Below are 12,896 nucleotides of genomic sequence, written 5' to 3' on the forward strand. Positions count from 1 at the left end.
TCTCGGGTCAAGCCCGAGGATGACGGAAGAAAGAATGGCGAGGCCGTGAAAGCGTCGTCGCCTGCAATACGCAAAGGCCAAGACCATGTTCGATCTCATCATCAAAAACGCCAATCTTCCTGACGGTCGCAGGGGCATCGATATCGGCATTGCCGGCGGCAGGGTCACGGCGATCGAAAAATCCATCACGGCAGAAGCCGGCGAAATCATCGACGCGACCAACCGGCTGGTCTCGCCGCCTTTCGTCGATCCGCATTTCCATATGGATGCGACGCTGTCGCTCGGCCTGCCGCGCATGAATGTTTCCGGCACGCTTCTGGAAGGCATAGCGCTTTGGGGCGAGTTGCGGCCGACGCTGACGAAAGAGGCGCTGATCGAGCGCGCGCTTGCCTATTGCGATCTCGCCGTCGCCCAAGGCCTTTTGCACATTCGCACCCATGTCGACACCTCCGATCCGAAGCTTGTCACCGTCGAGGCGATGCTTGAGCTGAAGGAAAAGATCGCGCCCTATATCGACCTGCAGCTCGTCGCCTTCCCGCAGGATGGCTATTACCGCGCCGAAGACGGCGTCAAATCGCTGGAGCGGGCGCTGGATATGGGCGTCGACGTCGTCGGCGGCATTCCGCATTTCGAACGCACAATGGCCGATGGCGCAAGATCGGTGGAGGCGCTGTGCCGCATTGCCGCCGAGCGCGGCCTGCCGGTCGACATGCATTGCGACGAGACCGACGACCCGATGTCGCGCCATATCGAGACGCTTGCCGCCGAGACCGTGCGTTTCGGCCTGCAAGGGCGGGTGGCCGGCTCGCACCTGACCTCGATGCATTCGATGGACAATTACTATGTCTCCAAACTGATCCCGCTGATGGCGGAGGCAAAAATCAACGCCATTCCCAATCCGCTGATCAACATCATGCTGCAGGGCCGTCACGACACCTTCCCGAAGCGGCGCGGCATGACGCGGGTGCGCGAATTGCTGGAAGCCGGCATCAATGTCGCCTTCGGCCATGACTGCGTGATGGACCCCTGGTATTCCATGGGCTCCGGCGACATGCTGGAAGTCGCCCATATGGCGGTCCACGTGGCGCAGATGTCCGGTGTTGATGACAAGCGGGCGATCTTTGACTGCATCACCGTCAATTCGGCGAAGGCGCTGGGGCTTGAGGGCTATGGTCTTGAGACCGGCAACCCGGCGAACCTCGTCATCCTTCAGGCCGAGGACGTGGTGGAGGCGCTGCGTCTGAAGCCGACGCGGCTTGCCGTGCTGCGCGCGGGCCGGGTGATCGCGAAGACCGCGCCGAAGCTTGCCAGCCTGTCGCTGCCCGGGCGACCCGCCGAGATCGACAGCGGCATCAACCCGACGGGGCGGCCGGCCTTTTGATGGCCTGAACAAATTTCTTGCCGACAGCGTTTCGTCCTTCAGGTTCCGTGCCTATGCTCGCAAAGGGCACGCCGCTCGAAAACTCCGGAAAGGAAAAGCTTATGCAGTATCGCACACTCGGCCGCTCGGGCCTGAAAGTCTCCGCGCTCACGCTCGGCACCATGACATTCGGCGGCAAGGCTGCCTTCTCCAAGACCGGCAGCACCGATCTTGAGGGCGCGAAACGCCAGATCGACATGTGCGTCGATGCCGGCGTCAACATGATCGATACGGCTGACGTCTATTCCGCCGGCGTTTCGGAGGAAATCGTCGGCGAGGCGATCGCCGACAAGCGCGACCGCCTGTTGCTTGCCACCAAGGCCCGCTTCCCCGCCTTCGAGCAGGGGCCGAACGACCGTGGCCTCTCGCGCCATCATCTGGTGCGCGCCTGCGAGGCGAGCCTGAAGCGGCTGAAGACCGATTACATCGACATGTACTGGCTGCACCAGTGGGACGGTCAGACGCCGATTGACGAAACGCTCGCAGCCCTCGACGACCTCGTGCGGGCCGGCAAGATCCGCTATGTCGGCGTTTCCAATTTCTCCGGCTGGCACCTGATGAAGACGCTTGGTACTGCCGAGAAGGAAGGGCTGGTGCGGCCCGTGGCGCAGCAGATCCACTATACGCTGCAGGCGCGTGAGGCCGAATATGAGCTGATGCCGATCGCGCTCGATCAGGAAGTCGGCATCGTCGTCTGGTCGCCGCTTGCAGGCGGGCTGTTGTCTGGCAAATATCGCCGCAACCAGCCGGAGCCCGAGGGCACGCGCCGCGCCGCCGAATGGAACGAGCCGCCGGTGCGCGATATCGAGGCGCTTTATGACATTGTCGAGGTGCTGATCGATATCGCCTCCGCCAAGGGCGCAACGCCGGCGCAGGTGGCGCTGGCCTGGCTGCTCGCGCGTCCGGGCATTGCTTCCCTCATCGTCGGCGCGCGCACCGATGCGCAACTTGCCGACAATCTCGGCGCTGCCGAACTGACGCTGAGCGATGAGGAGATGGCGAGGCTCGAGGCCGTCAGCCGGCCACCGCTCATTTATCCTTACTGGCACCAGACCTGGACGGCCTCCGACCGGTTGTCGAAGGCCGATCTGGCGCTGATCGCGCCGTTTCTCGAAGGATAAGGCGCCGGCCGCATAGAGCGCCGTGCGTCCATTCGGACGCACAAATGACGCTCTATCCTATTTTATCTACGCATCGGCCCGAAAATCGATTCCGGTTTTCGGGCCGATGCGCTAGCGTTCCGCCTGGATCCTCCGGTCAAGCCGGAGGATGAGGCAGAGGGAGGGGCAGGTCTTTCAGAACATCGGCCGCGCTTGCTGCTCTGTTTATCCTTACCGCCCGCCCTCGATCTTGCGGAAGCGCTGGGCGACGCCGGCCGGGCCGTAAGGATAATCCGGCATGGTCTGGGTGCTGACCTCGGTGAGCCGACCGATTTCCGCGTCTGAAAGCTTCAGGTCTGCCGCGCCGAGATTGTCGGCAAGTTGGGCCTCCGTGCGCGCGCCCAGAATGACGGAGGTGACCGCCGGTTGGGCGGCAAGCCAGGCGAGCGCCACCTGCGCCATGCTGGCGTTGTGCGCGTCCGCAATCTCTTCCAGCGCGCCCAGCACTTCCCAGGTCACGGTTTTGGCATTGTGCTTGTCGTAGGCTTCCATGCCGCGCGCCGGATTTTCGCCGAGACGGGTCGCGCCGGTCGGCATCTGGTCGCGCTTGTATTTTCCGGAAAGCCAGCCGCCGGCGAGCGGCGACCAGGGCAGGAGGCCCATGCCCGCATCCTCGCAGGCGGGCACGATCTCGTGTTCGATGCCGCGCGCCAGAAGATTGTATTGCGGCTGCAGCGTCACCGGCGCGGCGAAGCCGCTCGACCTGGCGATCCAGACCGCCTTGGTCAACTGCCAGCCGATGAAGTTGGAAAAGCCGTAATAGGCGATCTTGCCGCTCGAAACGGCGTCATCGAGAAACCGCAGCGACTCCTCCAGCGGCGTCAGCGCGTCCCATGCATGAAGCTGGTAGAGGTCGATCTGTTCCACGCCGAGGCGGACAAGCGAGGCATCGAGTGCTTCGGCCAGGTTCTTGCGCGAAAGACCGATGCGGTTCGGCCCGTCTCCCATCGGAAAGCGAGCCTTGGTGGCGATCACCAGTTCCCTGGTGATCCCCGGCTTCTGCTTCAGCCAGCGGCCGACGATTTCCTCCGAGAGGCCGGTGGAATAGACATTGGCCGTATCGATGAAATTGCCGCCGGCCTCCACATAGGCATCCATCAGGCGGAAGGACGTCGCCTCGTCTGCCTCGTCGCCGAAGGTCATGGTTCCGAGGCAGAGATTGGTGACGACCGTGCCGCTGTTTCCAAGCCTGCGATATTCCATGATTTTCTCCTGTTATTTCGGCGCAGACTATTCTGCGCATGATTGCTCGATCAGCGCGCCGCCCAGTTGGCGCCGCGACGGAAGATGGTGGCCATCTCCGGAACCTCAAACTCGCTCGCCACATGGCCGAGCGAGGAATAGAAGACCCGGCCCTTGCCGTGACGCCGTTTCCACACCACGGGCATGACCACGCCATCGATCCATTCGGCATGGTCGCCGGCAAAAGTGGTGGTCGCCAGCACCTCGTTCGAGGGATCGACGTGCATGTAATACTGCTCTGAAGTGTAGGGGAAATCCGAAATGCCTTCCATGATCGGATCGTCCGGTTTCGTGACATTCACCCGGTAGTCGATGATGTTGCCGGGATGGGCGACCCACTGGCCGCCGATGATGAACTGGTAATCGACCGAATCGCGGAAGGCGTCGCCCGCCCCGCCGTGATAGCCGGCAATGCCGACGCCGCTCTCGACGGCGGCCGAAAGATTCTTTACCTCCTCCTTCTCGATCTTCGACATGGTCACGATCGGCACGATCAGGCTCAAATCCTTGATCTGCGGGTCGGCGAAGGCCTCGGTGGAATGCTCCACATAGACCTTGAAACCGTCCTCCTGCAGCATGTCGCGGATGATATGGGCGCATTCCTCCGGCTCGTGGCCGCTCCAGCCGCCCCAGACGATGAGTGCTTCGCGCATGTTTGTTCTCCTCTTGGCATCAGCCGGCGCCGCGCCGGCCGGTTTGAATTTCTGTCGCCTTCGGCCTATTTGCCGAGCACGCCGTTGACGAGTGATTCTGACAGTGGCGCAGGACGCCGGACGGATGTGCTGATCTCGACCGTCCGTCCCGTTTCGGCAGCGCGCTCAAAGGCTTCCATCACTTCCAGCACATGCAGCGCCAGTTCGCCGTTTGCGCGATGCGGCCGGTTGTTGCGGATCGCATAGGCCATATCGGCAAGGCCGATCGAGCGGTAATTGCCATCGGCATAGGGCTGGTCGACGGGATAGTCCTCGAAGTCGCCGCCCTTCTTCAGCAGCGAGACCGGCCCCTTGAAAAAATTGGGGTCGGGCACGAGAAGCGTGCCCTCCGTGCCGTAGACCTCGATCGGCAGGTGCTTGTGACCGGCAACGTCGAAGCTCATCGTCACCTGCACCACCGCGCCGTTCTCGAAGGAGAGCACGCCGGCGATATGGGTGGGCACCTTCACCGAAATCGTCTCACCGCGGCGTGGCTCGCTGGTGATCGTCCGCTCCTTGCGCAGCATGGTGGCAAACCCCGCCACCTTCCTGACCGGACCGAAAAGATTGACAAGGTCGGTGATGTAATAGGGACCCATGTCGAGCATCGGGCCGCCGCCGATATCATAATAGAAATCCGGGTTCGGGTGCCAGGATTCATGTCCCGGCCGCATGAAGCTCGCCGTGCCGCCAACGGCGAGGCCGAGCGCGCCGCTGTCGACGACCTTGCGCGCGGTCTGGTGTCCGCCGCCGAGAAAGGTGTCGGGCGCCGCGCCGATCCTGAGGCCCGCATTCTCCGCCGCCTCGGCGAGTTTTTTCCCTTCCGCGAAATTAATGCCGAGCGGTTTTTCCGAATAGGCGTGCTTGCCGGCCGCAAGCGCCTTCAGGCCCACCTCCACATGGGCGCGGGGAATGGTGAGATTGAGGATGATCTCGACCTTGGGATCCGCCATCAGCGTATCGATCGTGCTGACGGGGACGCTGAATTCGGCCGCCTTTGCTTCAGCCGCCGCCTGGTTGAGGTCGGCGACGCCGCGGATGTCGAGAATGTCGAAACCCGCCATCGCCTTCAGGTAGGCGCCCGAAATATTGCCGCATCCGATGATGCCGATGCCGACTTTTTCCATCTTTCACTCCTCCCGAAAGTAAAGAACGCCCCGCAGCGCTCAAAGCGCGGGGCCGGTTGTGCTCCATGGCGATTCATAAAGCTCGTAAAGGGCGACGGCCGCTGCCCCGCGCGCCCAGAAGAAATCGTCGGCGTCATCGAAAACCAGTTCGCTGACATCGGCGAGGGACGGCGGGATCGCGCAATTGAAGCCTTCCGTCAGCCGGTCGATGAAGGGCTTGCCGAGGGCGAGGCTGGCGCCCACCAGAATGACGCGGGGCGGGGCGAAAAGGGTAACAATATTGGCGACCGTGACGCCGACGGCCTCGCCGGCGCGTTCGGCCGCGGAGATGATCTGCGTATCCTTTGCCGCAATCAGCGTCTGGGCGTGCGAAATGCCGCGGCCGAGCCTGATCGCATCGGCGTAGAGCCCCCCGCGCGGGCCGTCGCCCAGGATTGCGCTCTCGCCCGCGAGGCTTGCCAGCCGGGAAATGCCGTCGGCGCTGCTGCCAAGGACGAGGTCGCCGAGATTGTGGCTGAGCCCGCCCGCGCCGCGGAAAAGCTCCCTTTTGTGCAGAACGCCGAGGCCGAGCGTGCGCTCCAGCGAGATCAGCACCATGTCGTCCAGATGCCGCGCCTTGCCGAACCAGTGGTGGGCGAGCGTCACGGCATGGACGTCGCTTTCCACGATCGTGCGAATGCCGAAGCGCGGCGACATCACCGCGGCGAAATCCACGTTCTCGTCGCTGAAGATCGGGCTTGAGCGCACCACGCCGGTGCGGTGCTCGACCACGCCCGGAATGCCGAGGCAGATCATGTCGATCTCGGAAAGCGTCAACCCCGTATCCATCACGCAGGCGCGCACGCCGTCCTCGACCAGATCGGCAATCACGTCGATCGGCATGCGGTCGATGCGCACCGGCAGCGAGAATTCCGACAGCACCTCGCCGGAGAAATTGGCGACCACGAAGGTCATGCGCGTCGCGGCGATCTTTGCGCCGACGATGCGCGAGGCCTCGGGGTTGAGTTCCAGCATCACCCTCGGTCGGCCGCGGGCCGCGGCGTTGCGCAGGTCGCCTTCATGGCGCGAAAGGATGAGGCCGTCGTCGATCAGCGACGCGGTAATGGCGGAGACCGTGCTGGTCGACAATTCCGTGCGCTTGCTGATCTCGATGCGCGAAATCGGGCCGTTGCGGCGGATCGTATCCAATACGCTCAGCCGGTTGATGGCCCGCATGAGTTCCGGGTCGGCAGTTTTCATGTTCCTCCCAATGCGCTCTATTTTTCCGCATCGCGAATTAAATCGCCGGAAGTTTTAGTCCCGTTTATCCTCGCCGCGCAAGGGAATTCTCGCCGATTTTCCGACAATTGCGAGGGAAGCGGAGGGCGGCGTGGAAAATGGGAGTTGACAAAAATCCAGTCTGGCCGTTTATTTAATCCGGAGACTGAAAAAAAGTGCTTTGGGAGGAGTGCAAATGTCAGGACTACGCAAATGGCTGCGCCACAGCGCGGCCGTTGCCGTGAGCATTGCCGCTCTGGCAGCGACCAGCGCGACGGCATCCGCTGATACTACCATCAAATGGCTGCATCTGGAAAACCAGGAGCCGGTGCTCGAGCTCTGGAACCAGATTGTCGACGAATACGAACAGGCCAATCCCGGCGTCACGATCGACATGCAATTCCTCGAAAATCAGGCCTTCAAGGCCAAATTGCCGACATTGCTGCAGTCGTCGGAAGTGCCGAGCATGTTCTATACCTGGGGCGGCGGCGTGTTGAAGGCGCAGGGCGAAACCGGCGTGCTGCGCGACATCACGCCGGCGCTCGATGCCGACGGCGGCAAGTGGCGCAACCAGCTCAATGCCTCGTCCATCGATGGCATGACGATCGACGGCAAGGTTTGGGCCGCGCCGACGCAGACGGGCGTCGTTTCCTTTTTCTACAACAAGGAACTCTTCGAAAAGGCCGGCGTGGACGGCGCCCAGATCAAGACCTGGGATGACTTCATTAGCGCCGTGAAGACGCTCAAGGATGCCGGCATAACCCCGATCGCCGGCGGCGGCGGCGACAAGTGGCCGCTTCATTTCTACTGGAGCTACCTCGCCATGCGCGAGGCGGGCCAGGACGGCTTTGCCGCAGCCAAGGCCGGCGAAGGCAACGGTTTCGCCGGAGAGCCCTTTGTCAAGGCCGGGGAGCTTGCCGCCGAACTCGGCGCGCTCGAGCCGTTCCAGAACGGCTATCTCGGCGCCACCTGGAATGATGCGCTTGCCGCTTATGGCGATGGCCGCGCGGCGATGATCCTCTCCTTCGAGAGCACCGGCCGCACGCAGGCAAGCAATTCGACCGACGGCAAGGGACTGGCCGAAGACAATATCGGCATCTTTCCCTTCCCGGTGATCGAAGGTGCGCCGGGCGTTGTCACCGACAATCTCGGCGGCCTGACCGGCTGGGCCGTAACCAAGGATGCGCCGCCCGAAACGGAAGGCTTCCTCGAATACTTCACCAGCCCCGATGTCGCCAAGCGCTGGAGCGCCGTCGCCAAAACCATTCCGGTCACGAAGGGCGTGGCGGAAACCATCACCGATCCCCTGCTGAAGGTCAGCGCCGAGGCGCTTTCCAAGGAAACCTGGCACCAGAACTATCTCGACCAGGATCTCGGTCCCAATGTCGGCGCCGTCGTCAACGACATGAGCGTGGCCATCATGTCCGGACAGATCTCGCCCGAAGATGCGGCGCGACAGATCCAGGACACGTTCGAACTGGAAAACATGTAGGACCGGTCTGCGGGCTCCGCCTGTGCGGAGCCTGCAAACTCGGCCTTGCAGTGACCGGGATTGGCGCGCTTTTCCGCTGCGGCTTTCAATGGTCACGCCTAGGGAAAATGGCGCTTCCACGCCGCCGAAAAAGCTCGCTGGAACATCCATATGACGACGACAGACTCCATCCTGCCGCCGCCCGTCGGCGCTGCGCCTCCGGGCAGACCCAGAAGGCGGCGCTCGCTCGCCCACACCAAGCTGCCGGTGCTGGTCATCTTCCTGCCGCCGGCCTTGCTGCTCTTCACCGTTCTGGTGATCTTGCCGATGGGCGAAGCGGCCTGGTACTCCTTCTTTCATTGGAACGGTTACGGCGCTCCCTCGAAATGGGTGGATCTGCGCAACTATCAGCTCATTTTCCGCAACGCCGCCTTCAAGACGGCGCTGATCAACAACTTCCTCATCATCTTCGTCTCGATCGTCATTCAGCTGCCGCTGGCGCTCTGGCTGGCGACCATGGTGACCAAACGGATCAAGGGCGCCCTGTTCTTTCGGTTGATCTTCTTTCTGCCCTATGTGCTTGCCGATGTCGCCGCCGGCATGATCTGGCGCTTCGTCTACGACGGCGATTTCGGTCTGGTCGCGGGCATCTGGCATTTCTTCGGCGCCGAGCCGCCGTTCCTGCTGGCCGATCCCGACACCGCCATGCCCGCGATCCTCGCCGTCGTCGTGTGGAAGTATTTCGGCTTTCACATGATGCTGTTCATTGCCGGCCTGCAGGCGATCGATCGCAGCATTTTGGAGGCGGCGGATGTCGACGGCGCGACCGGCTGGCAGAAGTTCCGGCTGGTGACGCTCCCGATGCTTGGCTCCACCGTCAGGCTCTCGGTGTTCTTCGCGGTCATCGGCTCGCTGCAGCTCTTCGATCTGATCATGCCGCTGACGGGCGGCGGCCCATCGAACTCGACCCAGACCATGGTGACCTTTCTCTACAATTTCGGGGTTACCCGCATGCAGGTTGGTTTCGGCAGCGCCGTCGGCGTCATCCTGTTCGTCATCTGCGTCACGCTGGCCTTCGGCTACAAACGGATATTCATGAAAAATGACTGAGATCTCCGAAAGTGCACCGATCGATGCCGCGAAATCGGGCGGCGAGGGCCGAAAGCTCTCCGTGAGCACGCAGACCTATGTCTATGTCTCGCTGCTGATCGTCGCCGGCATCGTCGTCGTGCCGCTTCTGACCACGGCGCTCGGCGGCTTCAAGACCCTGCCGGACCTGCGCGGAAATCCCTTCGGCCTGCCGAACGAATGGCAATGGAGCAACTATACGGATATTCTCCTGTCGCAGCGCTACTGGCTGCAGATGGGCAACTCGCTGCTGATCGCGGCGGTGACCGTGTTCCTGACCATCGTCTTCGCCGCCTGCGCCGCCTTCTGCTTCGCCCATGTGCGGTTCTTCGGCGCGGACTATCTGCTCAACTATTTCCTCATCGGCCTGATGTTTCCGGCGGCGACGGCCATTCTGCCGCTCTATATCCGCATCCGCGACCTCGGCCTGCTCGACACCTATTGGGGCGTGATCCTGCCGCAGGTCGCTTTCGGGCTCGGCATGAGCATCCTTCTGTTTCGCAACTATTTCCGCAACCTGCCGGAGGAGCTGTTCGATGCCGCCTTTGTGGACGGTTGCGGCTATATCGGCTTTTTCTGGCATGTCACCATGCCGCTGTCGCGGCCGATCATTGCGACCGTCGGCATCATCGCCTTCGTGCAGAGCTGGAACAGCTACATCATCCCGCTGATCATGCTGAACACGGAAAACCGCTACCCCTGGCCGCTCGGCATCATGGTCTACAAGGGCGAGTTCGCGACCGAGTGGCAACTCGTGCTCGCCTTCATCACGCTCACCATCTTGCCGACGGTGATCGCCTTCTTCGTCGCCCAGAAACACATCATTGCCGGGCTCACCGCCGGCGCCGTCAAGTCGTGAACCGGGGAGCTTGTTCAAAATGGCATCCGTCACCCTCAACACTGTCAGAAAGTCCTACGGCGCGCTCGAGGTGATCCACGGCGTCTCGCTTGACATCAAGGATGGCGAGTTCGTTGCCCTGGTCGGGCCGTCAGGCTGCGGCAAGTCCACGCTGTTGCGCATGATCGCCGGGCTTGAGGAAATCACCGGCGGGGACATTTCGATCGGCGGGGAGATCGTCAACGACCTGACGCCGCGCGAGCGCAATATCGCCATGGTGTTCCAGTCCTATGCGCTCTATCCGCACATGACGGTGGCCGAAAACATGGGCTTCAACCTGCGCCTTGCCAAACGTCCCAAGGCGGAGATCGAGGAACGGGTAGGGGAGGCGGCGCGCATGCTCGACCTGACGGCGCTGCTCGACCGCAAGCCCTCGCAGCTTTCCGGCGGCCAGCGCCAGCGCGTTGCCATGGGCCGCGCCGTGGTGCGCAATCCGGCCGTTTTCCTGTTCGACGAGCCGCTGTCGAACCTTGATGCCAAGCTCCGGGTGCAGATGCGCTCGGAGATCAAGACGCTGCACCAGCGCGTCGAGACCACCTCCATCTATGTCACTCACGACCAGATCGAGGCGATGACGCTCGCCGACCGCGTGGTGGTTCTGAACAAGGGGCATATCGAGCAGCAGGGCACGCCGCTCGAACTCTACAAGAAACCGGCGAACCTGTTTGTTGCCGCCTTCATCGGCTCGCCGGCGATGAACCTTCTGCCGGCGGTGATCGAGGCGGACGAGGGCGTGCCCTCGGTGCGCTTTTCCGACGGCACGCTGCTGCCGATCTCCAAGAACCACCACGGAATCGCCCGCGGCCAGAAGGTGACGGTGGGACTTCGCCCCGAACATCTGAACCCGGATATCGGCGATGGCGCGGTGATCAAGGGGACCGCGCTTCTGGTGGAACCGACCGGCGCGCAAAGCCATGTCGTCTTCGAACTCGGGGGCCAGCAGGTTACCGCGATCATCGATGGCGAGCGCGAGGTCCACCACGACGACCCGTTCGAGGCAAAGATCGATCCCGAACGGGTTCACATTTTCGATGCGGAAACCGGCGCAGCGCTTTGAGCGCAGGGCGGCTTACGGCTGCCAGCCGACAATACCCTTGATTTCAAGGAAATCGTCGATCGCCCAGTCGGCATATTCGCGGCCGTTGCCGGACTGCTTGTAGCCGCCAAAGGGGGCCATCGTGTCCCAGTCGGGATAGTTGAGATAGACCGATCCGGCGCGAATGCGCCGTGCAATGGCTCTCGCATGCTCGATATTGCCGGACTGGACATAGGCGCCAAGTCCATAAACCGTGTCATTGGCGATTGCGACGGCCTCGTCCTCGTCCTCATAGGGTAGGATCGAAAGCACCGGCCCGAAGATTTCCTCGCGCGCGATCGTCATGTCGTTCTTCACATTGCCGAAGACCGTCGGCCGCACGTAATAGCCGCGCTCGAGACCCTCGGGCCTGCCGGGCCCGCCGGTGACGAGCGTCGCGCCTTCGGCAATGCCCGTTTCGATCAGCCGCTGGATCTTGTCATATTGCTGTTTCGAGACCACCGGGCCGAGCACGGTGTCCTCAGATTTTGGGTCGCCGGTGACATGGCTCTCGGCCGCTGCCCTGGCGTAGCCAAGCGCCTCGTCGTGGCGGTCGGCGGGCACCAGCATGCGGGTCGGCGCGTCGCAGGACTGTCCTGAATTCTCGAAGCAGGAGGCGACGCCGGCGCGGACCGCGGCCTCCAGATCGGCATCGGGCAGGATGATGTTCGGGGACTTGCCGCCGAGTTCCTGCGCCACGCGCTTGACCGTATCGGCAGCCGTCTTGGCAACGATGATGCCGGCGCGGGTGGACCCGGTGAAGGACACCATGTCCACGTCCCGGTGCCCGGCCGTGACCTGGCCGACATCCGGCCCGGTCCCTTGCACCATGTTGTAGACGCCCTTCGGCGTGCCGGCCGCTTCCATCACCTCGGAGAAGATAACGCCGGAGATTGGCGCGATCTCGGAAGGCTTCAGCACCATGGTGCAGCCGGCGGCGATTGCCGGCGCCACCTTGCAGACGATCTGGTTCAGCGGCCAGTTCCACGGCGTGATCAGCGCGCAGACGCCGATCGGCTCGCGCACGATCATCGCCTTGCCGCGCGGCTTCTCCAGTTCGAAATCCTCGAAGGCCTTGATCGTCGCCTCCAGATGGCCGCGGCCGGCGGCGGCCTGCGAGCCGCGGGCAAAGGCGATCGGCGCGCCCATTTCGCGGCTGACGGCCTGGGCGATGTCCTCGTAGCGCTCGTTATAGGCCTCGAGAATACGCTTCAGCAGCGCGAGCCGTTCGGCTTTCGTTGTCAGTGAAAATGTTTCGAAGGCCGTCTTTGCGGCGGCCACCGCGCGGTCGACATCGCCTTCAGCGCCGATGGAGATGGACGTGAAGACCTCCTCGGTCGCGGGATTGATCACGTCCAGCGTTTTCGGCGCGATCGGGTCCACCCAGGCGCCGTCGATGAAGAATTTCAGATTGTTGGTCATGGCC

11 protein-coding genes are annotated in these 12,896 nt (G+C 62.8%); 6 read left to right on the forward strand and 5 right to left on the reverse strand.

Going from position 1 to position 12,896, the window contains the following annotated elements; genetic code table 11:
• The first annotated feature begins 85 nt into the window (after positions 1–85).
• The gene (locus JET14_RS04330; protein ID WP_200336955.1) at positions 86–1,381 is read left to right on the forward strand and encodes an amidohydrolase family protein; all 1,296 of its coding nucleotides are present in this window, start codon (positions 86–88) and stop codon (positions 1,379–1,381) included.
• A 101-nt stretch (positions 1,382–1,482) separates the two neighbouring features.
• Positions 1,483–2,541 (forward strand): aldo/keto reductase, encoded by a 1,059-nt coding sequence (locus JET14_RS04335; RefSeq protein ID WP_200336956.1) that lies wholly within the window; start codon positions 1,483–1,485, stop codon positions 2,539–2,541.
• Positions 2,542–2,751: 210 nt separating this feature from the next.
• Here JET14_RS04335 and JET14_RS04340 read toward each other — a convergent pair whose 3' ends face one another.
• The 4 genes from JET14_RS04340 to JET14_RS04355 form a co-directional block, all read right to left on the reverse strand.
• Entirely contained in the window at positions 2,752–3,783 is a 1,032-nt protein-coding gene (locus JET14_RS04340; RefSeq protein WP_200336957.1) for an aldo/keto reductase, read from the reverse strand.
• Positions 3,784–3,833: 50 nt separating this feature from the next.
• Positions 3,834–4,475 (reverse strand): ThuA domain-containing protein, encoded by a 642-nt coding sequence (locus tag JET14_RS04345; RefSeq protein ID WP_200336958.1) that lies wholly within the window; start codon positions 4,473–4,475, stop codon positions 3,834–3,836.
• 65 nt (positions 4,476–4,540) lie between these two features.
• On the reverse strand, positions 4,541–5,641 hold the full coding sequence (locus tag JET14_RS04350; RefSeq protein ID WP_200336959.1) for a Gfo/Idh/MocA family protein: 1,101 nt from the start codon (positions 5,639–5,641) through the stop codon (positions 4,541–4,543).
• Positions 5,642–5,680: 39 nt separating this feature from the next.
• Positions 5,681–6,880 (reverse strand): ROK family transcriptional regulator, encoded by a 1,200-nt coding sequence (locus JET14_RS04355; RefSeq protein ID WP_200336960.1) that lies wholly within the window; start codon positions 6,878–6,880, stop codon positions 5,681–5,683.
• Positions 6,881–7,094: 214 nt separating this feature from the next.
• On the opposite strand from JET14_RS04355, the gene JET14_RS04360 reads away from it, so the two are divergent.
• From JET14_RS04360 to JET14_RS04375, 4 genes are all read left to right on the forward strand, one after another.
• A complete protein-coding gene (locus JET14_RS04360) occupies positions 7,095–8,390 on the forward strand; it encodes an extracellular solute-binding protein (protein WP_200336961.1) in 1,296 nt (431 codons plus the stop codon).
• Between the two features lie 150 nt (positions 8,391–8,540).
• On the forward strand, positions 8,541–9,479 hold the full coding sequence (locus JET14_RS04365; protein WP_200336962.1) for a carbohydrate ABC transporter permease: 939 nt from the start codon (positions 8,541–8,543) through the stop codon (positions 9,477–9,479).
• On the forward strand, positions 9,472–10,356 hold the full coding sequence (locus JET14_RS04370; RefSeq protein ID WP_200336963.1) for a carbohydrate ABC transporter permease: 885 nt from the start codon (positions 9,472–9,474) through the stop codon (positions 10,354–10,356). The genes JET14_RS04365 and JET14_RS04370 overlap by 8 nt, the downstream gene beginning before the upstream one ends.
• A 19-nt stretch (positions 10,357–10,375) precedes the next feature.
• A complete protein-coding gene (locus tag JET14_RS04375) occupies positions 10,376–11,452 on the forward strand; it encodes an ABC transporter ATP-binding protein (protein ID WP_200336964.1) in 1,077 nt (358 codons plus the stop codon).
• Between the two features lie 12 nt (positions 11,453–11,464).
• On the opposite strand, the gene JET14_RS04380 is transcribed toward JET14_RS04375, so the two are convergent.
• The gene (locus tag JET14_RS04380; RefSeq protein WP_200336965.1) at positions 11,465–12,892 is read right to left on the reverse strand and encodes an aldehyde dehydrogenase family protein; all 1,428 of its coding nucleotides are present in this window, start codon (positions 12,890–12,892) and stop codon (positions 11,465–11,467) included.
• Between the last annotated feature and the right edge of the window lie 4 nt (positions 12,893–12,896).

Origin of the sequence: Martelella lutilitoris (genome assembly GCF_016598595.1) — a bacterium.
Taxonomy (GTDB): domain Bacteria; phylum Pseudomonadota; class Alphaproteobacteria; order Rhizobiales; family Rhizobiaceae; genus Martelella; species Martelella lutilitoris_A.

Coding starts and splice junctions, on each gene's coding strand:
- JET14_RS04340 (WP_200336957.1), bottom strand. CDS start 3,783: ATGGAATATCGCAGGCTTGGAAACAGCGGCACGGTCGTCACCAATCTC.
- JET14_RS04370 (WP_200336963.1), top strand. CDS start 9,472: ATGACTGAGATCTCCGAAAGTGCACCGATCGATGCCGCGAAATCGGGC.
- JET14_RS04375 (WP_200336964.1), top strand. CDS start 10,376: ATGGCATCCGTCACCCTCAACACTGTCAGAAAGTCCTACGGCGCGCTC.
- JET14_RS04330 (WP_200336955.1), top strand. CDS start 86: ATGTTCGATCTCATCATCAAAAACGCCAATCTTCCTGACGGTCGCAGG.
- JET14_RS04335 (WP_200336956.1), top strand. CDS start 1,483: ATGCAGTATCGCACACTCGGCCGCTCGGGCCTGAAAGTCTCCGCGCTC.
- JET14_RS04365 (WP_200336962.1), top strand. CDS start 8,541: ATGACGACGACAGACTCCATCCTGCCGCCGCCCGTCGGCGCTGCGCCT.
- JET14_RS04345 (WP_200336958.1), bottom strand. CDS start 4,475: ATGCGCGAAGCACTCATCGTCTGGGGCGGCTGGAGCGGCCACGAGCCG.
- JET14_RS04355 (WP_200336960.1), bottom strand. CDS start 6,880: ATGAAAACTGCCGACCCGGAACTCATGCGGGCCATCAACCGGCTGAGC.
- JET14_RS04360 (WP_200336961.1), top strand. CDS start 7,095: ATGTCAGGACTACGCAAATGGCTGCGCCACAGCGCGGCCGTTGCCGTG.
- JET14_RS04350 (WP_200336959.1), bottom strand. CDS start 5,641: ATGGAAAAAGTCGGCATCGGCATCATCGGATGCGGCAATATTTCGGGC.
- JET14_RS04380 (WP_200336965.1), bottom strand. CDS start 12,892: ATGACCAACAATCTGAAATTCTTCATCGACGGCGCCTGGGTGGACCCG.